Source organism: Verrucosispora sp. WMMD703 (genome assembly GCF_049178935.1).
Lineage (GTDB): Bacteria > Actinomycetota > Actinomycetes > Mycobacteriales > Micromonosporaceae > Micromonospora > Micromonospora sediminimaris.
Window position 1 is genome coordinate 453,032 of record NZ_JBMHMM010000004.1, and the last position, 26,702, is coordinate 479,733.

The 26,702-nt window shown below is 70.4% G+C and carries 24 protein-coding genes, 1 tRNA gene and 1 riboswitch; of the genes, 17 read left to right on the forward strand and 8 right to left on the reverse strand.

The window, feature by feature from the left end; genetic code table 11:
- Positions 1-5: 5 nt before the first annotated feature.
- The 5 genes from ACN26Z_RS02655 to ACN26Z_RS02675 all read left to right on the forward strand — a co-directional run bounded on the left by ACN26Z_RS02655 (position 6) and on the right by ACN26Z_RS02675 (position 6,993).
- Positions 6-1,493 carry an FtsW/RodA/SpoVE family cell cycle protein gene (locus ACN26Z_RS02655; RefSeq protein ID WP_093409185.1) on the forward strand — a complete coding sequence of 496 codons (1,488 nt, stop codon included), beginning with the start codon at positions 6-8 and terminating at the stop codon, positions 1,491-1,493.
- A complete protein-coding gene (locus tag ACN26Z_RS02660) occupies positions 1,490-2,995 on the forward strand; it encodes a peptidoglycan D,D-transpeptidase FtsI family protein (protein ID WP_421459782.1) in 1,506 nt (501 codons plus the stop codon). Before ACN26Z_RS02655 ends, ACN26Z_RS02660 begins: the two co-directional genes overlap by 4 nt.
- A 1-nt stretch (position 2,996) precedes the next feature.
- Positions 2,997-4,373: a protein kinase domain-containing protein gene (locus ACN26Z_RS02665; RefSeq protein WP_421459783.1), complete on the forward strand. Its 1,377-nt coding sequence runs from the start codon at positions 2,997-2,999 to the stop codon at positions 4,371-4,373.
- Complete coding sequence (pknB, locus tag ACN26Z_RS02670) at positions 4,370-6,196, forward strand: Stk1 family PASTA domain-containing Ser/Thr kinase (protein ID WP_421459784.1); 1,827 nt, start codon at positions 4,370-4,372, stop codon at positions 6,194-6,196. The genes ACN26Z_RS02665 and pknB overlap by 4 nt, the downstream gene beginning before the upstream one ends.
- A gap of 125 nt (positions 6,197-6,321) precedes the next feature.
- Complete coding sequence (locus tag ACN26Z_RS02675) at positions 6,322-6,993, forward strand: DUF2690 domain-containing protein (RefSeq protein WP_282240495.1); 672 nt, start codon at positions 6,322-6,324, stop codon at positions 6,991-6,993.
- A 276-nt stretch (positions 6,994-7,269) separates the two neighbouring features.
- On the opposite strand, the gene ACN26Z_RS02680 is transcribed toward ACN26Z_RS02675, so the two are convergent.
- From ACN26Z_RS02680 to ACN26Z_RS02695, 4 genes are read right to left on the reverse strand one after another with little or no spacing between them, the layout of a single operon-like run.
- Positions 7,270-7,920, reverse strand: coding sequence for an aminodeoxychorismate/anthranilate synthase component II (locus ACN26Z_RS02680; RefSeq protein WP_421464499.1), 651 nt, complete (start codon positions 7,918-7,920; stop codon positions 7,270-7,272).
- Between the two features lie 5 nt (positions 7,921-7,925).
- Complete coding sequence (locus ACN26Z_RS02685; protein ID WP_421459785.1) at positions 7,926-8,228, reverse strand: hypothetical protein; 303 nt, start codon at positions 8,226-8,228, stop codon at positions 7,926-7,928.
- Between the two features lie 2 nt (positions 8,229-8,230).
- Positions 8,231-10,834 (reverse strand): class E sortase, encoded by a 2,604-nt coding sequence (locus ACN26Z_RS02690; protein WP_421459786.1) that lies wholly within the window; start codon positions 10,832-10,834, stop codon positions 8,231-8,233.
- Positions 10,835-10,841: 7 nt separating this feature from the next.
- Positions 10,842-11,651 (reverse strand): DUF881 domain-containing protein, encoded by an 810-nt coding sequence (locus ACN26Z_RS02695; protein WP_282240491.1) that lies wholly within the window; start codon positions 11,649-11,651, stop codon positions 10,842-10,844.
- A gap of 223 nt (positions 11,652-11,874) precedes the next feature.
- Here ACN26Z_RS02695 and ACN26Z_RS02700 point away from each other — a divergent pair, with 223 nt between their 5' ends.
- The 4 genes from ACN26Z_RS02700 (at position 11,875) to ACN26Z_RS02715 (ending at position 17,308) form a co-directional block, all read left to right on the forward strand.
- Complete coding sequence (locus tag ACN26Z_RS02700) at positions 11,875-12,141, forward strand: cell division protein CrgA (protein WP_093409169.1); 267 nt, start codon at positions 11,875-11,877, stop codon at positions 12,139-12,141.
- Positions 12,142-12,417: 276 nt separating this feature from the next.
- A complete protein-coding gene (locus ACN26Z_RS02705) occupies positions 12,418-14,613 on the forward strand; it encodes a (Fe-S)-binding protein (protein WP_421459787.1) in 2,196 nt (731 codons plus the stop codon).
- A 250-nt stretch (positions 14,614-14,863) separates the two neighbouring features.
- Positions 14,864-15,874, forward strand: coding sequence for an NlpC/P60 family protein (locus ACN26Z_RS02710; protein WP_170863586.1), 1,011 nt, complete (start codon positions 14,864-14,866; stop codon positions 15,872-15,874).
- Positions 15,875-16,066: 192 nt separating this feature from the next.
- Positions 16,067-16,200, forward strand: a riboswitch (cyclic di-AMP (ydaO/yuaA leader).
- A gap of 73 nt (positions 16,201-16,273) precedes the next feature.
- Positions 16,274-17,308, forward strand: a complete 1,035-nt coding sequence (locus tag ACN26Z_RS02715; RefSeq protein ID WP_421459788.1) for an NlpC/P60 family protein — start codon at positions 16,274-16,276, stop codon at positions 17,306-17,308.
- 87 nt (positions 17,309-17,395) lie between these two features.
- On the opposite strand, the gene dcd is transcribed toward ACN26Z_RS02715, so the two are convergent.
- The gene (gene dcd / locus ACN26Z_RS02720; protein ID WP_093409429.1) at positions 17,396-17,974 is read right to left on the reverse strand and encodes a dCTP deaminase; all 579 of its coding nucleotides are present in this window, start codon (positions 17,972-17,974) and stop codon (positions 17,396-17,398) included.
- A 77-nt stretch (positions 17,975-18,051) separates the two neighbouring features.
- Between dcd and ACN26Z_RS02725 the strand changes: the two genes are divergently transcribed.
- Positions 18,052-18,588: a pyridoxamine 5'-phosphate oxidase family protein gene (locus ACN26Z_RS02725; RefSeq protein WP_093409162.1), complete on the forward strand. Its 537-nt coding sequence runs from the start codon at positions 18,052-18,054 to the stop codon at positions 18,586-18,588.
- A gap of 68 nt (positions 18,589-18,656) precedes the next feature.
- Here the strand turns inward: ACN26Z_RS02725 and ACN26Z_RS02730 are convergent, their stop codons facing one another.
- Positions 18,657-19,661, reverse strand: coding sequence for a zinc metalloprotease (locus ACN26Z_RS02730; RefSeq protein ID WP_170863580.1), 1,005 nt, complete (start codon positions 19,659-19,661; stop codon positions 18,657-18,659).
- A 360-nt stretch (positions 19,662-20,021) separates the two neighbouring features.
- Between ACN26Z_RS02730 and ACN26Z_RS02735 the strand changes: the two genes are divergently transcribed.
- From ACN26Z_RS02735 to ACN26Z_RS02750, 4 genes are all read left to right on the forward strand, one after another.
- Positions 20,022-20,095, forward strand: a tRNA-Gly gene (locus tag ACN26Z_RS02735).
- 209 nt (positions 20,096-20,304) lie between these two features.
- The gene (locus ACN26Z_RS02740) at positions 20,305-20,841 is read left to right on the forward strand and encodes a phosphoribosyltransferase family protein (RefSeq protein WP_421459789.1); all 537 of its coding nucleotides are present in this window, start codon (positions 20,305-20,307) and stop codon (positions 20,839-20,841) included.
- A gap of 143 nt (positions 20,842-20,984) precedes the next feature.
- On the forward strand, positions 20,985-21,905 hold the full coding sequence (locus ACN26Z_RS02745) for a hypothetical protein (protein ID WP_421459790.1): 921 nt from the start codon (positions 20,985-20,987) through the stop codon (positions 21,903-21,905).
- Between the two features lie 106 nt (positions 21,906-22,011).
- On the forward strand, positions 22,012-22,890 hold the full coding sequence (locus tag ACN26Z_RS02750) for an LLM class flavin-dependent oxidoreductase (protein ID WP_421459791.1): 879 nt from the start codon (positions 22,012-22,014) through the stop codon (positions 22,888-22,890).
- A gap of 59 nt (positions 22,891-22,949) precedes the next feature.
- Here ACN26Z_RS02750 and ACN26Z_RS02755 read toward each other — a convergent pair whose 3' ends face one another.
- The gene (locus ACN26Z_RS02755; RefSeq protein ID WP_282240479.1) at positions 22,950-23,381 is read right to left on the reverse strand and encodes an ASCH domain-containing protein; all 432 of its coding nucleotides are present in this window, start codon (positions 23,379-23,381) and stop codon (positions 22,950-22,952) included.
- Between the two features lie 108 nt (positions 23,382-23,489).
- Here ACN26Z_RS02755 and ACN26Z_RS02760 point away from each other — a divergent pair, with 108 nt between their 5' ends.
- Positions 23,490-24,005: an alpha/beta hydrolase gene (locus ACN26Z_RS02760; RefSeq protein WP_093409425.1), complete on the forward strand. Its 516-nt coding sequence runs from the start codon at positions 23,490-23,492 to the stop codon at positions 24,003-24,005.
- 78 nt (positions 24,006-24,083) lie between these two features.
- On the opposite strand, the gene ACN26Z_RS02765 is transcribed toward ACN26Z_RS02760, so the two are convergent.
- Positions 24,084-24,635, reverse strand: coding sequence for a phosphoribosyltransferase family protein (locus ACN26Z_RS02765; RefSeq protein WP_282240478.1), 552 nt, complete (start codon positions 24,633-24,635; stop codon positions 24,084-24,086).
- A 179-nt stretch (positions 24,636-24,814) separates the two neighbouring features.
- Between ACN26Z_RS02765 and ACN26Z_RS02770 the strand changes: the two genes are divergently transcribed.
- Positions 24,815-25,450, forward strand: a complete 636-nt coding sequence (locus ACN26Z_RS02770) for a septal ring lytic transglycosylase RlpA family protein (protein ID WP_421459792.1) — start codon at positions 24,815-24,817, stop codon at positions 25,448-25,450.
- 100 nt (positions 25,451-25,550) lie between these two features.
- Entirely contained in the window at positions 25,551-26,678 is a 1,128-nt protein-coding gene (locus ACN26Z_RS02775; protein WP_282240476.1) for a PP2C family protein-serine/threonine phosphatase, read from the forward strand.
- Positions 26,679-26,702 lie beyond the last annotated feature (24 nt).

A 26,702-nucleotide genomic window follows, 5' to 3' on the forward strand; every position in this document is an offset into this window, starting at 1 on the left:
CGATCGTGACCGCAGCGGCCACCCCGGCATCCTCGCCCGCGACCACGGGCGAGCGACCCGGCGTACGCATGGCGCGGTCCCGCCGCAACGCCGAGCTGTCGCTGCTCCTGCTGGCGATGGCGCTGGTCGCCGCGTACGGCGCGATGGTCGAGGCGAACGTGCTCGACACGGTCACGCCAGGCTTCTGGGTGCCGGCCGCCACGCTCACCGCGGTGTTCCTGGGCATGCATCTGGTGATCCGGTTCCTGGCGCCCTTCGCCGATCCGGCGCTGCTACCGGCGGTGGCCCTGCTCAACGGGTTGGGAGTCGGCTTCCTCCGCCGGCTCGACCTGGCCAATGCGGCCCCTGAGGAACGAGCCGACCTGGCCATCTTCGCCGGCATCGGCGGGCGGCAGCTCGCCTGGACGCTGATCTCGGTGATGCTCGCCGCCGGGCTGCTGGCGTTGATGCGCGACCACCGGTCGATCTCCCGGTACGCGTACACCCTGGGTCTGGCGGGCATCGTGCTGGTCATGCTGCCGGCGGTGCTGCCGGCCAGCATCTCCGAGATCAACGGTGCGAAGCTCTGGGTACGCATCGGCAGTTTCTCGATCCAGCCCGGCGAGTTCGCCAAGCTGGCCCTGCTGGTCTTCTTCGCCTACTACCTGGTGCGCAAGCGCGAGGTGCTGTCGCTGGCGAGTCACCGGTTTCTCGGCATCGACTTCCCGCGGGGGCGCGACCTCGGCCCGGTGCTCGTCGTCTGGGTGATCAGCCTGCTGGTCCTCGTCTTCGAGAAGGACCTGGGCACCTCGCTGCTCTACTTCGGCATGTTCGTGGCCACTGTCTACATCGCCACCGAGCGGGTCAGCTGGTTGCTCATCGGCCTGGTCCTCTTCTTCGGCGGCGCCTACCTCGCGTACGTGCTCGGCGAGGCGGTGGGTGGTCCGTTCGCGAACTTCTACCTGCGGGCACAGATCTGGCTCGACCCCTTCGCCCAGCCGTACGACGACGGCTACCAGCTGGTGCAGGGGCTGCTAGCGCTCGGCTCCGGCGGGTTGTTCGGCGCCGGTCCGGGCGGCGGTCAGCCGCTGCTACTACCGGAGGTACGCAACGACTTCATCTTCGCCGGCATCGGTGAGGAGATCGGTCTCTTCGGCCTCTCCGCGCTACTGGTGATCTACCTGCTCATCGTCGAGCGCGGTCTGCGGGCAGCCCTGGCGGTCCGGGACTCGTTCGGCAAGCTGCTCGCCGGTGGCCTGGCCTTCACCCTCGCGCTCCAGGTCTTCGTGATCGTCGGCGGGATCAGCAAGCTCATCCCGCTGACCGGTCAGACCACGCCGTTCCTCTCCGCCGGTGGCTCCTCGCTGATGGCGAACTGGCTGCTCATCGCGGTGCTGCTGCGCGTCTCCGACGCCGGCCGCCGGCCGGTCGACGGTGCCGGTGGCAAGGTGACCCGTCCCTCCGGCCCGCCCGAGCAGCTGCACGGTGCCCCCACGGAGGTGATCAAGCCGTGAACGCACCCCTGCGTCGGGTCGGCGTCGTCGTCATCGTCCTGTTCGGCCTGCTCTTCGCCAACCTGAACTGGATCCAGGCGTACAAGGCCGACGAGTACCGCACCAGCGACTACAACGGTCGGGTCCAGGTCGCCAAGTACGACCGGAAGCGGGGCAACATCGAGGCCGGCGGCACCGCCCTGGCGGTCAGCAAGGAGACCGACGGCGAGCTGAAGTACCTGCGCACCTACCCGGGCGGGGAAAAGTACGCCCACGTGCTGGGGTACGAGCCGGTCAACGGCTCCGCGACCGGTCTGGAACGCGCCGAGAACGACTTCCTCGCCGGCACCAGCGACCAGCTCATCGTCAACCGGCTGCGGGACATGGTGACCGGTGACACCACCGCCGGCGGCAACGTGCTGCTGACCCTGTCGAAGCGGGCCCAGGACACCGCGTACGACGAGCTGCGGGGCAACAACGTCGGCGCAAACAAGGGCGCGGCGATCGCCATCGACCCGGCCACCGGGGCGGTGCAGGCGCTGGTCTCCATCCCCAGCTTCGATCCGAACCCGCTGGCCAGCCACGACACCGACGACGCGACGGCCGCGTACAACCGGCTCGAACAGGAGGCGGGACGCCCGCTGCGGAACCGGGCGATCGGCGAGGTGCTGCCGCCGGGCTCCACCTTCAAGATCGTGGTCGCCGCGGCCGCGCTGGAGAACGGGATCACCAAGGAGACAAACATCCCGGCCGGGTCGAGCTACACCCCGCCCACCTCCAGCGAGCCGATCGGCAACGCCGCGCCGTCGATCTGCCCCGAGTCGCAGGTGACCCTGATGAGCGCGGTCACCGAATCCTGCAACACCGGGTTCGCCAAGCTCGGCGGCCAGCTCGGTCCCGACGTGCTCAAGGAGAAGGCCCGGCAGTTCGGCTTCGAGCAGGAGGACCTGACCGTCGGCCGGCTCGGCGAGGGCGGCCTGAGCGTGGCGGCCAGCCGGACGGGCAGCATGGAGAACCCGGACGGTAGTCCCGACCCGGCGGCGCTGGCGCAGTCCTCCATCGGGCAGCGTGACGTGCGGATGACCCCGTTGCAGGGCGCCATGATCGCCGCAGCGGTGGCCAACGGCGGCAGCCAGATGCGGCCGTACCTGGTGCGTCAGCTGCTGGCACCGGACCGCACCACCGTCTACGACACCGCCAACCCGCGCGAGCTGCGCCGGCCGGTGAGTGGTCAGGTCGCCGCCGACCTGCGAGACATGATGGTCAGCGTGGTGGAGAACGGCACCGGCCGGAACTCCCGGATCAACGGCTACACCGTCGGCGGCAAGACCGGCACCGCACAGTCCGCGCCGGACCGCCCCGACCACGGTTGGTTCATCGGCTTCGTCCTCGACTCCGAGGGCAAGCCGATCTCCGCCGTTTGCGTCGTCCTGGAGGAGGCCGGCAGCGGCGGCAGCGCCGAGGCCGCCCGGATCGCCGGTCAGATCATGCGGGCCGCCATCGCCGAGCCCGGGGGGCGCTGACATGCTCAGTCCGGGTGTACAACTCGGTAACCGCTACCGCCTCGACGAGCGGATCGCCAGCGGCGGCATGGGTGACGTCTGGCGCGGCACCGACCAGGTGCTCGGTCGTACGGTGGCGGTCAAGAGCCTGCTCCCGGCGTTGTTGGACGAGCCCGGGTTCGCCGAGCGGTTCCGCGGTGAGGCCCGCACCATGGCCACGATCAACCACCCGGGTGTGGTCGACGTCTACGACTTCGGCAACGACCAGCACATCGCCTTCCTGGTGATGGAGTACGTGGAGGGTGACCCCCTCTCGGCCACGCTGAGCCGGGTCGGTCGGCTCACCCCGGCGCGGACCATGGCGCTCGTCGCCCAGGCGGCGGACGCGCTGCACGCCGCGCACGTGAAGGGCATCGTGCACCGGGACGTGAAGCCCGGCAACCTGCTGGTCCGCCCCAACGGCACGCTTGTGCTCACCGACTTCGGCATCGCCCGGTCGGACCTGGTCGGGCAGCTCACCGCGGCCGGTTCGGTGCTCGGCACCGCCTCGTACATCTCGCCGGAGCAGGCCACCGGCCAGGTCGCCACCCCCGCCTCCGACGTCTACGCGCTCGGCGTGGTCGCCTACCAGTGCCTCGCCGGACGGCGGCCGTTCGAGGGTGACAATCCGCTCGACATCGCGATGCGGCACGTCCGGGAGACGCCCCGGCCGCTGCCCTCCGACATCCCGCCCCAGGTCCGCGCGCTTGTGGAGCGGGCGTTGGCGAAGGACCCGAAGGAGCGTTGGCCGAGCGCCGCCGCGCTGGCCGGAGTGGCCCGGCAGTTGAAGACCGCGCTGTCCCGGCAGGCCCGAGCCGGTGGGCAGGCCGCACCGATCTCCGCCGCGCCGGCCTCGCCGGCACCGGGCCGCGCGCAGGTTCCGCAGCCGCCGCGTCCGGTCGCGGCCCCACACTCCCCGGCCCCGGCGCACCCGCCGGCCGTCGGGCACCGACCGCCGCCGGCTCATCCGCAGGCCCGTCCGCCGGCGGCCCCGCACCGTCCCACGACGGTGGCACCGGCCGCCGCCGGCTACCCGCGTGGCGCGGCCACGGTCCCGCCCGGGTACGCTCCGCAGCCCGGACCGTCACGACCGGTGCCCCGACGGTCACGATCCGGCATGGTCTTCCTGGCCATCATGTTGGGCGCACTGGTCCTCATCTGCTCCGGCGTGATTTCCTACCAACTGCGGAACAACATCGGCGCGGGCACGCCGGATGGGGTTTCCGTGCCAACGGTGACGTCCGACGCGCTGCGGCCTGACGGGCGAGACGATCTGGTCGATACGGCGTACCGTCGACTGGATCAGCCCCGGATGGGCGGCGACGTGACGACGACGAGCGAAGGACGACAGACGCGATGACAGCGCAGGCCCGCCTGCTCGGTGGCAGGTACCAGGTCGGCGAGCTGCTCGGGTACGGCGGCATGGCCGAGGTGCATCGCGGTCGTGACCTGCGGCTCGGCCGGGACGTCGCGATCAAGATGCTCCGCGCCGACCTGGCCCGCGACGCCACCTTCCAGATGCGTTTCCGGCGGGAGGCGCAGAACGCCGCCTCGCTCAACCACCCGGCCATCGTCGCGGTCTACGACACCGGCGAGGAGCAGGCGCCGACCGGCGAGACGCTGCCGTTCATCGTGATGGAGTTCGTCAACGGGCGCACGCTGAAGGAGGTGCTCGGCGCCGAGGGTCGGTTGCAGCCCCGGCGGGCGCTGGAGATCTCCGCCGACATCTGCGCCGCGCTTGACTTCAGCCACCGGCACGGCATCATCCACCGCGACATCAAGCCGGGCAACGTGATGCTCACCCAGACCGGCCAGGTCAAGGTGATGGACTTCGGCATCGCCCGGGCGTTGGCCAGCGGCGCCACCACGATGACGCAGACCAGCGCGGTCATCGGCACCGCGCAGTACCTCTCCCCGGAACAGGCGCGCGGCGAGGCGGTCGACGCCCGTTCCGACGTGTACGCAGCCGGCTGCGTGCTCTTCGAGTTGCTCTGCGGGCATCCGCCGTTCGTCGGCGACAGCCCGGTCAGTGTGGCGTACCAGCACGTGCGGGAGGCTCCGCCGACCCCGAGCGATCTCAACCCGGACGTCAACCCGGCGGTCGACGCGATCGTGCTCAAGGCACTGTCGAAGAACCCGTTGAACCGCTACCAGAGCGCCGGGGAGATGCGGGCGGATCTGCTCCGCGCGGCAGCCGGCCGGCCGGTGCTGGCGACCCCGGTGATGCGCGAGGACGAGACCGTGGCGATGGCCGCGGCCGGCCACCCCGGCTACCCGACGGGGGGCGCGACGCAGACCCGGCAGATTCCCGCCCGGGTGGGTGATCCGCGCCAGCGCAAGGCGTCGTCCTGGCTGATTGCCACGTTCGCCGCGCTCGGCGTGCTCGCGGTGATCGCCCTGGTCGCCGCGCTGCTGCTGAACCAGCGTGACGAGCCCCAGGACGTCGCGGTGCCGACGGTCACCGGGCTGACCCAGGCCGAAGCGTTCGCCCAGATCCAGCGGGACGGCTTCGTGCCGGCGCGCGGCGAGCCGGAGTTCACCTCGGACTGCAAGGAGGGGACGGTCACCAACCAGTCCCCGCCCCCCGGCGAGCGGGCGGAACCGAACAGCACGGTGACCGTACGCATCTGCGGCGGCAAGCCCGAGGTGACAATTCCGAACGGCCTCGTCGGCAGTACGCAGGAGGCCGCCAAGACGCAGCTCGAGAACCTCAACCTCAAGGTGAAGGTCGAGGAGGATGACAACGCGGCGTCCAAGGGGCAGGTGTTGAGGGTCGACCCGCCCTCGGGTGAGAAGGTCGCGGAGGGCACCGAGGTCATCCTCACCGTGTCGAAGGGCAACGTGGCGACGGTGCCGTCGGTGGTCGGCCTGTCCCAGGCGGAGGCGGAGCGGACCCTGGAACGCGCCGGCTTCGACGTCGAGACCGAGCTGGGTCCGGAGCGCCCCGCGGATGAGGCCGGACGGGTGGTCGACCAGAGCCCGAACGGCAACGCCGAGCGCACCAAGGGCAGCACGGTGAAGATCATCGTGTCGGTGCCGGAGCCGGAGGAGGACCCGGACCCGCCGAGCCAGACCCCGCCGACCACCGGTGCTCCCACCACGCCCCCGCCGGACGATGACGACGAGGGTGGCGGCGGCGGGCTCCTGCCCACCTTCAGCCCGTTCCGCCTGTTCGAAGAGTGACGGGGTAGAGCCTCGGGACGCGGCTCCATCCGAATATTTAAGTATCTTGACGGATGCTCCCTGTCGTGATGATATTGGCCCGTCACAAATCGTGGCGACCGCATCACAGCACGGGGGTTCCATTCATGCGTAAACCTGTCCGCGCATCCCTACTGCTCGCCGCCCTGATCCCGCTCCTCTTTGTCGCACCTGGGCAGTCATTGGCGGCTGGGCCGTCGGACGCGGCGGCCTCTCCTGTCGTCGCGCCAGCCGAACCCGCCAAGCCGACCCGGGAGGAAGCCATCGCCAAGGAGCGGGACGGCCGGGCGGAGGTCAGCCTGCCCAGCCGCACCGTCCGGCACGCCGACGGAAGCGTCGAGACCATCGCGGACCCGGCCGCCGTCCGGGCGCTCCGCTCCACGCTCGCCGTCGGCGACGCCTGCGGCTCGGCCTGCGACGGCAAGGATCCCGCGTCGTTCCTGGCACCGATGCCGGGAGGCCCGTCAAACTACGCCTACTGCAGCACCGACGCCGTCACCATCTACAGCAAGTACAACGGTTACGACTCGCGAGTCGAGCTGCGATACAGCCCGACCTGCCGAACGGCGTGGAGCCGCGGCTGCTGCTACACCTCAATCGCTGGCTTCGGGTACTACGCCAACGGGAATCTCCGCCTCTCGGTCTACAACTACGACGGCCGGTTCAACGGCACCAACGTCTGGACCGCCATGCTCGACGACGCGGGCTACACCTACAAGGCCTGCTATGACACGCAGATCGGTGGCCCGTCGATCTGGTCCTGCACGAGTCGTTACTAGTGCGGTGTCCAGGAACGTTGGCGGCGTCGCGGCGAGGTCCAGGCGGCGATCCGGCAAGGCGGAGTCGGGTCCGGATACCGGTGTTGTATCCAGGCCCGACTCCAACGCCGCCGGCCGTTGTCTGGACCCGGCGCGGCCCGGTGAACGTTGCTGGCCACCGCACTAGGCCCACGGCACCAGCAGCCAGGCGACTTGCCGGTCACATCCGGGACCGCCGCGATCCCCGCGGCGGTCCCGGATGTCGTCGCCCGGATGGGAAGGTGGTCGACCTGACCCTCAGGTGGTGGCGAAGGCGGCCCGGCGGCGGGCGTCGACCTCGGCGGCCAGTTCCGGGGCGCGCTCCAGGGCGTCAGGGTGGCCGCAGGCGGCGAGCCAGTTGGCCAGCATCAGGTGACCGCCCTCGGTGAGCACCGACTCGGGGTGGAACTGGACGCCCTCGATCGGCAGGGTGCGGTGCCGCATCGCCATCACGATCCCGGAGGCCGTCCAGCCGGTCACCTCCAGCTCCGCTGGCAGGGTCTCCCGCAGCACGGCGAGGGAGTGGTAACGGGTCGCCGTGAAGGGGTCGGGCAGACCGGCGAGGACACCGGTGCCGTCGTGCCGGACCTCCGAGGTCTTGCCGTGCAGCAGCTCCGGGGCGCGGGCGACAGTCGCGCCGAACGCCTCGCCGATGGCCTGATGACCCAGGCACACTCCGAAGATCGGCAGCTTGCCGGCGTACTCCCGGATCACGTCGAGGCAGATGCCGGCCCGGTCGGGCGTACCTGGACCCGGGGAGAGCAGGACGCCGGCCGCGCCGACCCGGCCGACCTCGGCCACCTCGATCTCGTCGTTACGTCGTACCTCGCACTCCACACCGAGCTGGCCGAGGTACTGCACGAGGTTGAAGACGAACGAGTCGTAATTGTCGATCACCAGGACGCGCATCGGGCTCACTCGTCCTCGTCCGGCGGTGGGCTGTTGTTCCGGTCGGTGTCGTACGGCAGATCGTGCTCGTCGCCCGGTGGCGCGTCGTCGACCGCGCCGTCGTCCCCGGGCCCGACGTCGCCCTCCGGCGCACTCGGTACGCCGGAGTCGTCCTGGGTGACCTGCACGTCGTCGAAGGGCAGCAGCGGCTCCGCCCAGGGAAACACCACGTACCACAGCAGCGCCACCATCGTGGTGGCGAGCAGCAGGCTGCCGGCGAGCTTGCCGGGCAGCCCGAAGGGCAGTTTGCGCCAGATCCAGGCGTACATGGTCAGGTCCCCAGCTCCGCCGGGCGTCCCTCGGCCTTGGGCTGGGTACGCGTCAATTCGGCGTGAATGATCAGCCGCTCGTAGTTGTCGAACTTCGGGTTGCAGGTGGTCAGGGTCAGCATTCGCTTGGTCGGCTTCTCACCCGGCCGACCCGGCACCGGCGCCACCACCTCGACCTGCGTCGGCTTGACGATCAGGCTCTCGGTCACCTGGTAGACATACCACTCGTTGCGGCCTTCGACCAGGATCGGGTCGCCCTCGCGCAACTCGTCAAGCCGCCAGAAGGTGGCCCGGTTCCGGTGCCCGGCCACCGAGAAGTTGCCCACCTGGCCCGGCATGGCGCTGTCCGGGTAGTGGCCCGGCGCATACCGGATGTCCTGCTGGCCGACGCCCTCGACCACGATCCATTCCTTGTCGAACTTCGGAATGTAGAGGCCGGCGATCGGCGTGCCCTGCACCGCCGGCTTCGGCTTGGCGGACGGGCTGGCCGACGCCGACACCGTCGGGTCCGTCACCGGTTCGGGTGCCCACGCCTGGGCCAGTTGCTCGCTCAGCTCGCCCTGGTGGGCGTCGACGATCGCCGACTTGCCCCAGATCTCGTAGCCGGCGAAGAGCAGCACCACCAGGCCGAAGGTGATCAGCAGCTCGCCGCTGAACCGCAGACCGGTACGCACCCTCGACCACAACGACGGGCGGGTCAGCTCCGAGTAGACGCTCTTGTAGCCCTCGCCCGTCTGGTGGGGGCGAAGTTGCACCACCCGGTCACCGCGCCGCGGCTTCGGTGCCTCGGCGGGCTGGTCGCCACCGTCGGACGGTTCCTCGCTCTTGGGCGGCCGGGGTACGGCACCCATCAGGGCGGTCGAGTCCAGTGCGGGTGCGGCGTTCGGCCGCGCCCCGGTGACCGCCGGGATGAGGGCGGTCGCCGCCGGGTCGGCCGATCGGCTCGGTGCGGATGGTTGGCCGGGTGCGGAAGCTTGCCCCGGTGCCGCCGAACGGGCCTGCTGACCGGAGGTGGAGTTGACCGCTCGGTCTGTGGCCGCCGGGCTGCCCGGGACGGTCGCGGCGGCGGGCTGGCCGTTCGTCGCCTGGGTCCCCCTGGTCGGCACCGTCCCCGGGCCGCCGTTCGCCGAGCCGGCGCTGTCGCGGACCTTGGGCATCAACGCGGTCGGCCCCTCACCGGACCAGTCACTCTGGCCGGGTACATGGTCCGACTGCCGTGGCGGCTCGACACCGGGCGAGCGTCGCCCCTCAGCCGACCGGGACGGTGTGGCCGGCGGCTGACCAGGCACCGGGTACGCCGGCCCGCTGCCAGCGGGCCGGTCCTGGCCCGTCGGCTCAGGGCGTGACAATTGCGGTGCCGCGCTGTTCTGGCCAGCCTGCGCCGGCTGCGTCGCGGGGATGTACGGGCCCGGCTGTCCGGGATCAGTCGGCCGCGCCGGGCCGCTGTTGCTCGCCGGTCCGGCGGCGTACGGCGGGTGCAGTGCCGGCGCTGCACCGGCAGGCTGCCCGGCACCGGGACGCGGCGCGTGCGGTGCCGGGGGCGTGGCCGGCCGCACAGTGGCAGATTGCGTGGTCCCGGCGGACTGTCTCGGCTGCTCGCCGTTGGGCCAGGTCGGGCCGCCGTTGGGCTGCGCCGTTCCGGTGCCGGGCCCGTTCGGACCGGGCTCCTGGGCTCGGGCACCGGGCCAGGGCGGCGGGGTGCCGGCGGTCTGACCGACGCCCGGTCGGGCGGCGGTGTCGGCCGGGCCCGTCCACCCCGGCCGGCCGGCGGTGCCGGTGACACTCGGGTGACCGGTTCCGGCGTGACCGGCGTCCGTGCCTGCCGGGCGGGTGCTGCTTCGCTGCTCCGGGTCGCCCGCGCTCCGGGACGGCTGGAAGGCTCCGCGCCACGGCGTGGGCCCCACCGGAATGTCCGGCTGACCCGACGGCAGGGGTACGCCCTGCCACTGGTCGTTGGTTGTCGCGTCCGGCTGCCGGCCGGCGGCCTCAGGAGCCGGACCCGGCGCTGCGTCCCACTGGTTCGCCGTACGGTCGGGATCCACCGCACGCTGCCCGCTCGGTGCCGGGTCCCACTGGTTGGCGCTACGCCCGGTGGCCGCCGCAGCGTCCCACTGGTTCGCCCGGCGGTCGGTGGCCGGGGCGGTGTCCCAACGTCCGGGTGCGGTCGGCTGCTCCTGGCGGGGGCCGGCACCCCGACGGTCGGCCGTCGGCGCGGTGGTCCGCTCCGGCCCCGCAGGTGTGCTCCAGCCGGTCGGAACGCCGGGCGTGGTAGCGGTCCGGGCAGGTGGGTCCGTCGGCGCTGGTGCGTCCCACCGGCCGCCGACGGGCGAGGTGGTCTCGGCGGCACCGTCGAAGCGGCCGGAGTTGGTCGGCCGCTGGCCGTCCGGCGGTCGACCCTCGGCCGAAGCCTGATCGGTCGGACGCGGAGCTGCGGTCGGCCGCGGATCGTGCGGTGCCTGGGACGGCCCGGACCGGGTGGGTAGCACCGGGTCGGGCCAGGACCCCGTCGTGCGGGCGTCGGTGGACCCACCCCGCTCGACCTTGGGGATGAAGGCGGTGGGCTCGTCGGTCTGGTCGCGGTGCCGACCGTCGGACTGCGGGCTCACCGCGCGCTCACTGCGGCACCGCCGGCACCGTCGCCGATCGCAGGGTGGTGGAGTCCTCGAAGGCGGGCACCGTGACGGTGCCTGGGGTCTCTGAGTAACCGAGTTGGTAGTTGTCGACCGCGTCCCTGAACCACCGGACTCCCTCGGAAGCGGCGAGGGCCTGCCGGAGTGCGGCGGGGTCGCCAATTGCTACGATCTTGAAAGGTGGGGAGTACACCCGGCCGTGCAACAGCAGGGTGTTACCCACGCAGCGTACCGCGCTGGTCGCCAGCACGCGCACGTTCATGATTGACATCGCCTCGGCACCGCCGGCCCAGAGCGCGTTGACCACCGCCTGCACATCGCCCTGATGGACGACCAGGTCGTCGTTGGAGGCCCCTTCGGGCAGGTTGCTGAGCTGCGGTGCGTCATTGAGCTCGACGGTCAGGCCGGTACCGGTGAGGGCGGTGAAGCCGGCGGCGGCCCGACTGGCGTTGGCCCGCTGCTGCTGTTCCCTGATCGGGCCGTCGGAGTTGGCCAGGACGGCCGTCCGGTTCTCCAACTCCCCGCGCAGCGTGGCGGCCCGCTCCTCGTTCGCCGCCACCTGTGCCCGGCGGTCCTCGATCAGCTCGGTCAGTTGGGGTCGGCGGTCCTCGCGCAGAGCGGTGCCGCCCGCCGTCGTGGCCGTCGTGGTGAAGAGCAGGCCGGCCGCCAGGGCGATCAGCGGTACGCCTACCGACCAGAACGGCCGGCGTTGACGTGGCCGTCGAGGCAGCAACCCGGCGACGAGTCGTCGCAGCGCCTTCTGCCACGACGCTGCGCCGGATGTGTACTCCACGGGTCAGTCTCCCTCGTCATCGCGCTCCGACGCCACCCGGTGTGGGCGGGGCGCCGGCCGTGCTGCCCGGTTTTCCGGTGCTGCCCGGTACCGGTCTCACCTCATTCGTGGATCGGACGGGTCTTCCGGACTACGCTAGCTGTCGAACATTATTGGCCATGGACCGTCGCCCTCGCGCCCGGTTGTCAGGCCGGACGAGGTCGTAACCCCTCTGGAGAGCGCCGTGCCCAAGTCTCAGGTCCGCAAGAAGAAGGTGTACACCCCGCCTACGGACGTCCGCCCGACGGCGACGACCGCGGCCACCAACAAGCCCAGCCCGGTGTGGCTGCCGGTCCTGGCGGTGTCGCTGATCGTCTTCGGCATCGGCTGGCTGGTGGTCTACTACCTCTCCGAGCAGGAGTACCCGGTCATGGAGCTGGGGTACTGGAACCTGGCGGTCGGGTTCGGCGCGATGGTCGCCTCCCTGATCGTGCTTTCCCGCTGGCGCTGAACCGCAGCTCAACGCCCTGACTGTCCGGCGCCACCGGCGGCCCGCCCGAGCGGCGGTGCCGTCGGCCTCCTAAGGTGTGCGCAGGGCAGCGTGGCCCCCGGTGCGAGATGACTCACGTTACTGCTGGGTAACCTTGCGCGTAGGCTGCACTGCATGACCGAGCGGAGCGAGGTCATCGACCGATCAGGTTGAGGTGCGGCGGCGTGGGTCGACGATCGCACCGACGCCCCGGTCGCCGAGCCGCTCGACAGGCAGCAGACCGGGAGGCCAACTCGAATGGGCAGCGTCCAGATCGTCACCACGATCCTCGCGGCCGCCATCACCGCTGTCGCGGTGTGGCTTGCGGTACGCGCGGTCTCGAAGATGGTGGCCGTCATCCGGCTGGGTCAGCCCGATCCGACCCGCTCCGGCGACAAGGTCAGCCGCACCAGGACGATGCTGGCGGAGACCGCCGGGCACACCCGGATGCTCCGCTGGAGCGTGGTGGGCGCGGCGCACTGGTTCGTGATGGTCGGCTTCATCGTGCTGTCGCTGCTGGTGCTCGAGGCGTACTTCGAGGTGGTCTCGCCGACCGGTGGGCTGCCGCTGATCGGTGGCTGGACCCTCTACGGGCTGGTCACCGAGTGGATCGGAATTCTGGGCGTTGTCGGCATCGGCGTCCTGATCGGGATCCGGCTGGCGAACCGGCCGAGTCGGGCGGGACGTCGGTCGCGGTTCACCGGCTCCACCATGTGGCAGGGCTACTTCGTCGAGGCGGTCGTCCTCGCCGTACTGGTCATGGGCTTTTTGATCCGCGGCTTCAAGGTGGCCACCGACCACTTCGAGTACCCCACCTGGGCCACCCCGCTCAGTCACGCGGTCGGTGCCCTGCTGCCAGCCTGGGACTCCGGCGTCAGCGTCGCCGCGCTCGTCAAGATCTCGATCTCGATGGCCTGGGTCATCGTGATCTCGTTGAACGTGACCATGGGTGTGGCCTGGCACCGCTTCCTGGCCTTCCCCAACATCTTCTTCAAGCGCAAGCCGGGTTCGGCCGGCTCCGGCCTCGGCGCGCTGCGGCCGATGATGAGCGACGGCAAGCCGCTCGACTTCGAGGAGGCCGACCCGGAGTCCGACCAGTTCGGCGTCGCCCAGGTCGAGCAGTTCACCTGGAAGGGTCTGCTGGACTTCAGCACCTGCACCGAGTGTGGCCGCTGCCAGTCGCAGTGCCCGGCGTGGAACACCGGCAAGCCGCTGTCGCCGAAGCTGCTCGTGCTCAGCCTGCGGGATCATGCGTACGCCAAGGCGCCCTACCTGCTGGCCGGCGGTGGCAAGGACCTCACCGGTGAGGAGAAGGCCACCGCCGCGCAGCTCGCCCATGTCGACGTGCTGGCCCTCGCCGAGGCGGCGAAGCCGCTGATCGGCGATGCCGAGGCCGGCGGCGTGATCGACCCCGACGTGCTCTGGTCCTGCACCACCTGCGGCGCCTGCGTCGAGCAGTGCCCGGTGGACATCGAGCATGTCGACCACATCGTCGACATGCGTCGCTACCAGGTCCTCATCGAGTCCAGCTTCCCCTCCGAGGCGGGCGTGATGCTGCGCAACCTGGAGAACAAGGGCAACCCGTGGGGTGCGCCGCAGAACACCCGTGAGGACTGGACCAAGGGGCTCGACTTCGAGGTGCCCCGGGTCGGCGAGGTCGAGGACTTCGAGTACCTCTTCTGGGTGGGCTGCGCCGGCGCGTTCGAGGACCGGGCGAAGAAGACCACCCGGGCCGTCGCGACCCTGCTGAACGAGGCGGGGGTCTCCTTCGCCATCCTCGGCGAGGGGGAGACCTGCACCGGCGACCCGGCCCGACGGATCGGCAACGAGTTCGTCTTCCAGATGCTCGCGCAACAGAATGTCGAGACGCTGAACGAAGCGTTCGAGGGTCGGGAGAAGACCAAGCGCAAGATCGTCGCAACCTGCCCGCACTGTTTCAACACGCTGGGCAATGAGTACGGCCAACTGGGCGGTGAGTTCGAGGTGGTGCACCACACCCAGTTGCTGGCCCACCTGGTCGCCACCGGCAGGCTCACCCCGGTGCAGCCGGTCGACGGCGGTGTGACCTACCACGACCCGTGTTACCTGGGGCGGCACAACCGGGTCTTCACCCCGCCGCGCGAGGTGCTCGGCAGCGCCATCGAGGGTGAGCTGACCGAAATGCCGCGTAACAGCGAGCGCTCCTTCTGCTGTGGTGCCGGTGGCGCCCGCATGTGGATGGAGGAGCGCATCGGCAAGCGGATCAACGTGGACCGGGTCGAGGAGGCCATGTCCACCGGAGCGAGGACGGTCGCCGTCGGCTGTCCGTTCTGCTCGACAATGCTCAGCGACGGTGTCAACGGCAAGGGTGCCGGCGAGCAGGTCGAGGTGATCGACGTGGCCAGCGTCCTGCTCCGGTCGGTCAAGCCCGAGCGGGTCGGCGGCACCGGGGACAGCACGCCGGTGGCCGGTTGACCGCCTTCAACGCACCGGGCGGGCGGCACCTCAACCAGTGCCGCCCGCCCGGTTTTTAATTGACATGCGTAACTGTAACGAATTGGTCGACACCCTTTGTATGCGTACCGTCGCGCAAAGGTGAATGAGCCGTTGGTCGCCTTGATTCCCCACCTACCGTTCCCTAATGTTGGGCACCGACCGCCATGGGTCGTCTGTCCCCGCCCCTTACCGCTCGCGGGACGCCCGGTGGTCGGCTGCAAAGGAGACGCTGCCGGTGGCAACCATGCCCCTCCATCGTCGTGCGCCAGGGCGATCTCGTCCGGGTGGCCTGCGTAGGGCCGCCCGTGGGCTGGTCGTCCTCGTCGCCGCCGCCGCGGTCGGTGCCGGCCTGCTCGCCGCCCCCGCGTACGCCGAACCCTCGGTCGACGAGATCGAGGCCCAGATCGACAAGCAGTGGGAGAAGCTGGAACCCACAATCGAGCAGTACAACAAGGTGCGCTCCCAGCTGCGGGTCAACAAGCAGAAGTCGAAGAGCCTGGAGAAGAAGATCCAGCCGCTGGCTCTGGAGACCGAGCTGGCGATGAACCGGGTCGCCGATCTCGCCTCCCGGTACTACATCACCGGCCCGTCCAAAGAGATCGGTGTTGTGCTGCTCAACTCCAAGCCGAACGAGCTCGGCGAGCAGATGGCCTTCCTTGACCGACTCGCGTCGCAGGAGCGCCGCGAGCTCGAAGGCGTCATGAAGATCCGCAAGAAGTACGACGACCAGAAGGCCAAGCTCGACGCCCTGATCGCCGACCAGGAGACGAAGGCGAAGCAGCTGGCGGCGAAGAAGAAGCAGATCGACGCCGAGATCAAGCGGCTCGAACGGTCGCTGCCGGTGACCACGGTGAAGACCACCAACTGCCCGACCATCAACGGTGTGGTCAGCGATGCCGCTCGCACCGCCATCCGTACGGCATGCGCCCAGGTCGGCAAGCCGTACGTGTGGGGCGCCACCGGCCCGAACTCGTTCGACTGCTCGGGTCTGACCCAGTACGCCTACCGGGCTGCCGGCATCTCGCTCACCCACTTCACCGGCGCACAGTGGAACGAGGGCAAGGCAATCTCGCGGTCCGACGCCCGTCCGGGTGACCTGGTCTTCTTCTTCAGCGACCTGCACCACGTGGGGCTCTACCTGGGCAACAACCAGATGGTGCATGCGGCCCGAGCCGGTAAGCCGGTAAACGTCTCGCCGATCACGACCATGCCGCTCGCCGGTTTCCGCCGACCCGGCTGAGCCGCCACCAGCGCCCGCTGAGCGGTCGCACAGGATCTCCCGAGGGTCCCCGGTCAAGTCGACGGGGGCCCTCGCCATTGTCGGATGTCAGCACCCACAGTGACGGTGTGGTTGTGTTGCGTATCGACGCTGATCGTCCCTACGCTGGGTAATCGTCGACCGCTGGCAGGTCCGTCCATCCGGGGCGGTAACGGTCCGACACCGCCGAATCGCTCGTGAGCGAGCCGGGAACCAGGTACCCGGGGTGAATCCGTGCGGGGCACGGTAGGGCGCCCCTTCTCGCCCGAACCCGTCAGCTAGGCCCTGTGTCGAAGTCCTCGGTCGAGCCGAGGCGGAGTCCAGACTCCGACACAGGGCCTGACCCGGTAGGCGGTATGGGAAGAAGGAGTGCTGAGCCCGGTGGCAGACCATGCCCCGCGGCCGCCGTCACCGCGTCCGGAATTGCCCGGCCGGCCGACGGCAGCGCCGCGTTTCCGCTGGTACCGCTGCATCCCCGCCGCCCTGGCCGCGACCGCCGTGATGTTGACCGGCGGTGCGGCGGCGGCCTGGGCCGACCCCACGGTCGCCGACATCGAGCGCCGGATCGACGAGGACTGGAACCGGCTCGAACCCGTCATCGAACAGCACAACGCCACCCGGCAGGACCTGGCCGGCAAGCGGCGGGAGGCGGACGCGCTGGCCGCTCGGATCGCGCCGCTGCAACGCCAGGTGGACCAGGCGATGGACAGGGTCGGCAAGCTCGCTGCCGGCGCGTACAAGGGCGAGCAGGTGCGGGCCGTCAACGCGCTGCTGGGCAGCCGGTCGCCGGGCGAAGTCGTCGAGCAGCTCGGCCTGCTCGACCGGTATGCGCGCGTGCAGCAGCAGGACGTCCGGCACGCGAGTGAACTGCGCGACGAACTCGCCGCGGCCAAGGCCGGGCTGGACCACACCATCGATCAGCTCGCCCACACCGAGGCCGACCTCGCCGACAAGCGGCGACGGATCGACGCCGAAATCGACCGGTTGCAGCGGCTCCGGCTACGGGCGTACGGCAAGGGTGGCGGTGGCCCGCTGCGGCCGGCACCCTGTCCGGCCAGCTACCCCGGCGGACCGGCCGGTGAGGCGGTCACCTTCGCCTGCGCCCAGATCGGCAAGCCGTACTCCTGGGGCGCCGAAGGCCCGAACGCGTACGACTGCTCCGGGCTGACGCTGGCCGCATGGTCGCGGGCCGGTGTCGCACTGCCGCACAACGCGGCCAGGCAGCGCCGGGTCACCGCGTCGGTCAGTCGCGGCGCACTGCGCCCCGGCGACCTCGTCTTCTACTACCGGGACCTGCACCACGTCGGCATGTACGTCGGTGGTGGCTGGGTGGTGCACGCCTCCCGGGCGGGTCAGCCGGTCAAGATGAAGCGACTGGACAGCGGCCCGGTGCACAGCTTCGGCCGGCCGGGCTGAGGCTTCGGAGCGTACGACGTCGGGCCCTTACGGGTGCGGCGGTCGCGGCACGGGCAGTGAATCATCGCCCGCAGCGACCCTGCGGTGTCAGCGGGTGGGCCAGGTGCGCCAGCTCTGCCAGGCGCGACTCGGCGTCGGGCCGCGCTGGCCCTGGTAACGGGAACCGTAGACGGCCGAGCCGTACGGGTGCTCGGCCGGCGAGGAGAGCCGGAAGATACAGAGCTGCCCGATCTTCATGCCCGGCCAGAGGGTGATCGGCAGGTTGGCCACGTTGGACAGCTCCAGGGTGACGTGACCGGAGAAGCCGGGATCGATGAAGCCGGCGGTCGAGTGAGTGAGCAGGCCGAGTCTTCCCAGGCTGGACTTGCCTTCGAGGCGGCCGGCGAGCTGGTCGCCCAGCGAGATGACCTCAAGCGTCGAGGCGAGCACGAACTCGCCCGGGTGCAGCACGAACGCTTGGCCGTCGGGCACCTCGACGGCGGAGGTGAGGTCGTCCTGTCGGGTCGCCGGGTCGATGTGGGTGTAGAGGTGGTTGTTGAAGACCCGGAACAGTTTGTCCAGTCGTACGTCGATGCTGGAGGGCTGCACCAGCGTGGGCTCGAACGGTTCGAGCGCCAGGGTGCCCGCCTTGATCTCGGACACCAGGTCACGGTCGGAGAGCAGCATCGCCACACCATAGCTGCCGGTATGTGACACGCGTGTCGGACTACCCGCTTCGAACGTGTGTTCGATAAGATGTCGGCATGGCTTCCTGGACCGAATTCGCCGCTGACGAGCCTCGACTCGCCGACGGGATCCGCCTTCTCATGCAGCAGTACGGCCCCGGCTTCGGCTACCTGGCCACGGTTCGTGCCGACGGCGGGCCCCGGGTGCACCCGGTTTCTCCGGTGATCACCGACGACGGTCTCTACTGCTTCGTGATCGACTCACCGAAGCGGCGCGACCTGGAACGCGACGGTCGTTACGCGCTGCACTCGTTTCCGCCGGAGGAGAGCGACGACGAGGCGTACGTCGCCGGACGCGCCCGGCCAGTCACCGACGACGCCACGGTCGCCCGGTTGGCGCTCGCCGCGCGGGCCGCCCCGCACGCCGACTGGCGCCTCTTCGAGTTCACGGTCGACGTGGCAATGCTGGCCCGGCGCGAGCAGTCGGTGGGCGGGCCGAGCGAGTTGGCGTCCAGCCCGGCGGTCCAGGTCTGGCTGGACCCGGCCGGTGTCGCGCCTCAGGCCGTACGCCCGGTGCCGGCCCACTCCGGGAGGCATCACCGCCGCGCCGCCTGACCCACATGCGCAGGTGCCGGCCCCGTCCGACGGAGCCGGCACCTGTGGTACGCGGTGCTGCGCTGGTGCTATGCCGCGCGGTAGGAGTTCCAGGCGTTGATCATGCGGGTGGCCTGGCCGGGGGTGAACTGGTACATACAGCCGTCGTACGAGTAGTCCATGAAGTTGGTGATCGGGTCGAGGCCCTGGCTGGAGCAGGTGTCCCGGCCGGTCGGGCAGCCGCTTGCCGGCGAGGCTTCGGCCGGGGTGTCCCCGACCTGGTCACCGCTGCCCGAGCAGCCACCCTGGAACGTGTGGTAGAGGTTCAGCCAGTGGCCGACCTCGTGGGTGCCGGTGTCACCCTGGTTGTAGTTGGTGGCGGTGCCACCGGGCAGGGATTCGCTGAGCACGACCACGCCGTCCATGACGTTCAGGTTGCGCTGCGGGAAGGTCGCCCAGCCGAGCAGGTTGTTGCTGAGCGCGCCAAGGTAGATGTTGAGCGTCGACTTGCTGCCCTGACGCAGTTGGGTCTTCATCTGCCGCTCGGCCGACGAGCCCTGCCGGATCGGGTACCACGACGAGTTGGTCACCCGGTTGATGCTCTGCAACTGAAACGCGAAGGCGGTCGCGGCACCACCGGTCGCGCCGCTGAACGACTGGTTGAGCACGTTGATCTGGGACTGGATCATCGAGTCGGGGATGTTCCCGCCGGCCCGGGTCGTGTCCCGGCGGATCACGTGCACCACCACCGGGATGGTTACCGAGGCCGCAGCGGCCTGGGCGTTCAGCGTACGTTGGCCGACTCGCTTGGCTCGCTCCTGCAGGATGTCGGCGAACTCGGCCTCGCGCTGATGCACCTGGGCGAGGGTCAGCTGGTTCGGATCGTGCCCGGCGGCACCGCCAGCCTTGGCCCGGGCCAGGGTGCCCGTCGGATCCTCACACACCTCGTCGGCGGTGACGGCGGCCGCAGCCGGGCTCGCGGTCGTGGTCGCGGCCGGCAGTAGGCCGACCGTGGCCACGCCGAGCGCCAGCGCGAGTGACGTCGATGCGATGCCGGCCATGCGCCGGTTCAGCAGGACGGGACGCAGTCCCATATGCCCACCTCTTTCTGGCGACGCGACCGGGGGTTGTGTCGCGTCGTGTGGAAAACGTGGGGCAGACGTTACAACCGATAGACAGATTTGAACATGGCCATATGTTGCGATGGTGAAACTTCTTCCCCACCCCACCCCCGGGCCTACCCGCCCGCCCCGCGCCGGCCCCGCCCCGCCCCGGGCCTGCACGTCGAAGGTCGCCAAGATCCGTGCACTTTCGGGGATATCGCTCTCTCCGAACCGCCCTCATGCAGCAGGTTCGGTGAAGTTGCGAGGACGAGACGTTCTGCGGGTGACTCGTAGACGGGGTGGAGCCCTGGGTGCGACGGCCCGGGTGACTCGGGTAGAGTGATGCCGCTTGCGGGTGTAGTTCAATGGCAGAACATCAGCTTCCCAAGCTGACAGTGCGGGTTCGATTCCCGTCACCCGCTCCATGCGAACGGCCCTGGTCAGGACGCAAGTCCCAACCAGGGCCTTCGACCCTTCCTGGGCCACGAGCGGCCGACGGGCCACGGCGGTCATCGGCGGACAGCAGTCTTGACCTGTACAAGGCAGGGGCAGCGGGTCTCCGCCTCCCGACACACCGGTCCGCATCGACGCTATCGCGTTGATCGTCGCGAGGCTGGGCAGCCACAATCCCACCATGTCCGACTCCGCACGTGGTCTGCTCCTGAAGCACTTCCGATGGATCGAGGGGCACGCTGACGTGTGGGCGGTATTCCGCGACGCCAAGGCACTCCGTCATGTCGTCGCAGGTCTGGTCGAGCCGTTCAAGAACTCGGACGTCACCGCCATCTGCGGGATCGAGTCCCGGGGGTTCCTTCTCGGGGGCGCTGCGGCCGTGGAGTTGGGCGTCGGGTTCATACCGGTGCGCAAGCGTGACGGGCTGTTTCCCGGCGACAAGATCATTGCGGCAGCCGATCGGGACTACCGCCAACGGTCGCACACCCTGCGCTTGCAGCGATCCTCACTCGGATCACACGACCGGGTTCTGCTCGTGGACGACTGGATCGAGACCGGCAGCCAGGCGCTCACCACCAGACAGATGGTCGAGCGGTGCGGCAGCAGCTGGGTAGGGTGCAGCGTTCTGGTCGATCAGCTCTGTGATGATCGGCGGGCGGCACTCGGCACTGTGATGAGCCTGGTGCGGGCCGATGAGTTGCCGGTGTGGCCCGGCTAGAGGGCCCGACCGCTCGCGCGTGGGCTGAAGTGTCCACTTTGACCGGTGGGGCTACGCGCCCGGCTCGTCGTTCCTAGGCTCTCCCCGGCGAGGGCTCTCCCCGGCGAGGCGAGAAGCGCCTAATTCGGGGAGACGAGGCATCCATGACCATGCGCACCAGTCGGGCCATCGCGGCGACGCTCCTTGCGGGCGTCGTCACCGCGACCGGCCTGCTCACGGGGGCGGCCGCAGCCCAGGCCGAGCCGGTGACGGCCGGCACCTTCACGATGACCGGTGACCCTGGCGACTGGGTCACCGGCGGTGCCACCTACAGCTACGACGCCGGGGCGGGAGACCAGCTGTCGATCCGCGCCGACGACCAGCTTCGCGGTGTCTATCTGTCGATCAACGGTAGCAACGGTGACTGGTGGTCGATGGAGCTCAAGGCACCGGCCGGCCAGCAGCTCGCCGTCGGCGAGTACCCCGACGCCACCCGCGCGCCGTTCAGCGGTGCGGGCGCCGGCATCGACATCAGTGGCAACGGCCGGGGCTGCAACACGATTACCGGCTCGTTCGTGGTCGCCGACGTGGCGTTCGGCCCGCACGGGTACGTGGAGCGCCTCGACGCCACCTTCGAGCAGCATTGCGAGGGCGGCGAGCCGGCCCTGCGAGGCCGGGTCGTGATCGGCAATCCGCCGCCGCCGGCCCCGCTGGAGTTCACCGTCACGCCGGCGGCGGACGGCGTCTTCAGCAAGCTGAACGGCAAGGCCACGGTGCACGGCACCGTGGTCTGCAACGCGGACGCGACGGTGCAGCTCAGTGGCCTGGTCACCCAGGTCAAGAAGAAGGTCATCATCCGTGGTCCCTTCACTGGCCGGGTCGACTGCGTCGAGGGTGAGACGGCGCAGTGGTCCGCGACGGCGGACCCGACCGGCACCACGCCGTTCCAGCGGGGAAAGGTCGAGGTCACCGGCAGCGCCTGGGCGAACGACCCGAACTACCAGGGTGAGACCGTGCAGGTCGAACTCGCGCCGACCACGGTGACGCTGACCCGGGCACCGGCAGCGGTCGAAGCTCTCATGTGAGGGCTGGTCTAGGCAGCACGAGGGGCCCGGTCCCAGGGGAGACCCTGGGGCCGGGCCCCTCGCCGTGCCCCAGCGGTGTGACCCGTACCCGCGTACCATCGTGATCATGAGGGTTGGCATCGTGATCCTGCCCGACCAGCGCTGGTCGGTGGCGCGGCACCGCTGGCGGCGAGCCGACGAGTGGGGCTTCGACCACGCCTGGACGTACGATCATCTGGGCTGGCGCGACCTGGTGGACGGGCCCTGGTTCGACTCGATGACCACCTTGACCGCCGCCGCGACGGTTACCACCCGGATCCGTCTCGGCACGCTCGTCGCCTCTCCGAACTTCCGGCATCCGGCGGCCTTCGCCCGGCAGGTGACCGCGTTGGACGACGTCTCCGACGGCCGGGCGCTGCTCGGCCTCGGCGCGGGCGGCATCGGGTTCGACGCGGCCGTTCTCGGCGGTGAGACGCTGCCCCCACGGCAGCGGGTGGATCGGTTCGCCGAGTTCACCGAGTTGCTCGACGCCATTCTGCGACAGGACGGCACCACCTGGCGGGGCGAATGGTTCGCGGCGGTCGACGCCCGGAGCAATCCGGGCTGCGTTCAGGAGCCCCGGGTGCCGTTCGTGGTGGCCGCCAACGGCCCCCGGTCGATGCGCGTCGCGGCCCGCTTCGGGCAGGGCTGGGTGACCACCGGGCCCGCCGCCGACGATCTGGACGACTGGTGGACCGGGGTGGCCGAGCTGACCACCCGCCGCGACGCGACCATGGCAGCGCAGGGGCGTGACCCGGCCAGCCTGGACCGTTACCTTTCGCTGGACTCGGCACCGGTCTTCTCGTTGCGTAGCGCGCAGTTCTTCGCCGATCAGGTGGAGCGGGCGGCGAAGCTCGGCTTCACCGATGTGATCACGCACTGGCCGCGGGAGAGCAGTTGGTACGCCGGTGACGAGGCGGTCCTGGTGGATGTCGCCACCCGCCTCTTGCCCGAGCTGCGTCGCTGAAACTGCACGCTGCCGCCAGGTCGGCGCAGGGTGGCGCGGGCTGCGAGCCGGACGACGGCTCAGGTGCCGAGGTCGCCGGTGGCGATGCCGCCAGCTCCGGCGGACACCAGGCGGAAGCGTACGCAGACGATCTCGCTGTCGTCGGTGACCGGGGTGCCGACGCGGGCCCAGTACGCGGCGTGTCCGGCCCGCCATTCCTCGATCGAGCGGTCGCCCTCCCCCTCGGCGCGGGCGAAGTCCCACGGCACCTCGGCGAACCGGGTCACCTCGATGCCGGTCACCTGGACGACGGCCACCAACGCGTCGGCGTCGTCGACGAGGGCCAGCCGCTCTCCGACGTGCTCAAGTTCCTCGCCCTCATCGGCGTACTCGTTGAGCAGGCCGGCGGTGGCGGTCTTCACGCCGGCCAGCACGAGGGTGTTGAGGCGCGCCCGTAGCTCACCGGGGGTGCCGAGAGCCAGCGCGCGGAGTCCGCCGATCCGTGGCCACATCGGGTCGAGGCTACCGCCCGATCGCCGGCATCCGGTGGAGCCTGAGTGAGTCGTCCCGGAAGGGTGCGAATGGGAGTACGGTCGATGGCCGACGACAAGGAGATGTCCATGGCGGACCGACGTGCGGTGCTCATCCCGGGACGCGGGTACGACACCCGGTACCCCCTCTTTCTCTACCTGGGCGAGGCGCTGCGCCGGGTCGGTTTCGGGCTGCACGGGATCTCCTGGCAGGTGCCGGAGCACTTCGACATCGACACCATCGGCAGATGGGTGTGTGACCAGGTCTCCCCGGCCCTGAACGAGCGAACGGACCTGCTGGTCGGCAAGTCACTCGGCACCCTCGCCGCGCCGCTCGCGGCCGGCCGGGGGCTGCCCGCGGTCTGGCTCACCCCGTTGCTGCACCGCGGCGACGTTGTCGACGCGCTGCGCCGGGCCACCGCCCCGTTCATCCTGGTCGGCGGCACCGCCGACTCGTCCTGGGACGGCGGAGCCGCCCGGCGGCTCACTCCGCACGTGTTGGAGATCCCCGGCGCCGACCATGCGCTGATGGTGCCCGGCCCGCTGGCCCGCTCCGCCGAGGCGCTCGGCCAGGTCTGCACCGTCGTCGAAGACTTCGTCCGCTGACCCCGTTCATGACGTTGTTGTCGCGCCACGCCGGAGCGAGGGGCAGCAACATCATGATCAACGCGATGAAACGGGTTTTCAGCCGGGGAGGTCGGGGGTGGTGAGGAGTGCGGTGATTCGTAGGGTGGCCGCCAGGGTTGGTGGACAGGTGGCGACCACGGCGGCGGTGCCGACCGGGTCGGCGCCCCGGGCCGTACAGATCTCGTAGATCGCGCGTACCTGGGCGGCGGTGTCCACCCAGTCGTCAACCACCAGCACCCGGTCGCCCGGACCCAGGTGCCGGTCACGCACCGCGAGGTCCACCCGTCGACCGCGAAAGTCGGGGGGACTCTGCGCCCAGGTCAGCGAGCCGGCAGGCAAGCGTCCGTCCCCCGGCTTGTGCGCCGCCACGAATCCCACGCCGAGCGCGGTGGCCGCCAGCGGCCCGAGCAGGAACCCGGTGACCGCCGGGGACACGACCACCGTGGGTCGAGCTGCCCGGAACGGCGCGACAAGCGCCGGCCCCAGCTCGGCGAGCGTCGCCGGATCCCGCCACCACCCGGAGGTGTCGCTGACCAGGTGGCTCGCGCCCGGACCGGGGTCGACCCACCCGAACAGCTCGACGAGGCGTCTGCTCAGCTCAACGGGCATGTCACCATCCTGCGTCACCCGACAGTCGAACACCGGCCCTCCCGGCCCACCACGACTCGGATGATCGGCTGCACGTATCACCGCAATTGCAGTCATAACGCCATGATCACGTTGACTTCGGAAGTGCTTCTCTCGTTATGGTCCGACCCGGTTTGACCCGCTGAGAAAGGACCGGGCCGGTGGCTGGTAAGCACTCCCGTACCCGCAGGTTCACCTCGCCGGCCGGTCTGACGGCCAGCGCTGTGGTGGCGGTCGCACTCGCCGTCGGAGGCACTGTCGGCGCCGTACGACTGACCGCCGACGCGGAGCCGGCTCGACCGGCCGCGATCGACCTGTCGCCCACCCTGGGAACGAGCGTCCCCACGACCGGCTCGCCGACCGCGTCGCCGACCGCCAGCGCCAGTGCCTCGCCGAGCCCGACGGTGAGCCCGACGCCGAGTCGTACCGTCCAGGCGCCGTCGCGGAGCAAGCAGCGTACGGCCAGCCCGAAGCCGAAGCCGACGGCCAAGAAGACGACGGCCCGCCCGGTGGTCGACACCGGCTCCTGCGGTGCGTCCTTCTACTGGCAGGGTCAGATGACCGCCAACGGCGAGACGTTCGATCCGGAGGGAATGACGGCCGCCCACAAGACCCTGCCCTTCGACACGAAGGTGCGGGTGACCAACCCAGCCAACGGCAAGTCGGTCACCGTCCGGATCAACGATCGTGGTCCGTTCATCGAGGGGCGTTGCCTGGACCTGGCCCGGGCAGCGTTCGCCGAGATCGCGTCACTCGATCTGGGTCACATCGAGGTCCGCTACGAGGTGCTCGGCTGACCCGGTGGAGCGTCGCGATCGGCTCCGGCCCCGGATCCTCGCGGCCAGATCCGTCTCGTCCGAGGGGCCAGGCTCATTCTTTCGCTCACCTACATCGGGCATGCTGTCGGATGTACGCACGCAACTCCTCCAGCCGGGCCGCGGCCCGCTGAGCCCCGGATCCCGCGCCGGCCTCGGCGCGGCCCTCGTCCTGCTCGCAATCGTGTCCGCGGTCGAGTTGGCGGACGGCCGTACGGCGAACTACATCGCGCTGATGGTTGCCGCGCCGTTCCTGGCCGCCGCGCTCGCCTCCTGGCGGATCGTGCTCGGCGTCGGTGCCGCCGCCTCCGTGCTGGGGGCGACCTTCGCCCTGGCCGAGCGGACGGTGTCGGTCGCCACGGCCGTCGCCGTGGCCGGCATCGCGTTGGGTACGGGTATCGCGGGGGCGGTGGCGGCGGTACGGCAGCGGCAGGCGGAGCAGATCGCCGAGCTGTCGAAGCTGGCCATGGTGGCTCAACAGGCGGTGCTGCGCCCGCTCGGTCCTCGGGTGGGTGCTCTTTCCGTGGCCGGCAGGTACATCTCGTCGACCGCCACGGCCGAGATCGGCGGGGACCTCTACGAGGCGATCGAAACTCCGTACGGCGTTCGTATGATCATCGGGGACGTACGCGGCAAGGGACTGGAGGCGGTCCGGCTGGCGAGCATCGTCCTCGGCTCGTACCGGCACGTGGCCTACGAGCGGGCCGATCTGCGGGCCGTGGTGACGGATCTGGACCGGGCAGTGGCGCGCAACGTCGGTGACGAGGACTTCGTCACGGCCGCGTTGGTCGAGGAGCGCGGTGGCACGCTCACCATCGTCAACTGTGGACATCCCGCGCCGCTGCTGCTGCGGCGTGGCGCGGTGATCTCTCTTGAGCCGCCGGCACCGGCGCCCCCGCTCGGCTTCATGCCTGTGGTCCGGCCACGGGTGGAACGGCTGGAGCCGGGCGACCGGTTGCTGCTGTTCACCGATGGGCTCGGCGAGGCGCGGCGGGACGGCGAGTTCTTTCCCACCGCGGACCGGGCCTGGCGGCTGCTCGGGCACGGTACGGTCGGTGACGGCCTCGCCTCCCTGGAGACCGCTCTGGTCGAATGGGTGCACGGCCGGCTCGACGACGACATCGCGTTGGTCCTGATGGAGTACACGGGCTCGCCGGGCAATGCGACGGCGGCGGTGCCGAGCTGGGAGGTCGGTGCGGCCGAGGGGTGAGGACCCTGAGGGCCCGGGTTGGTG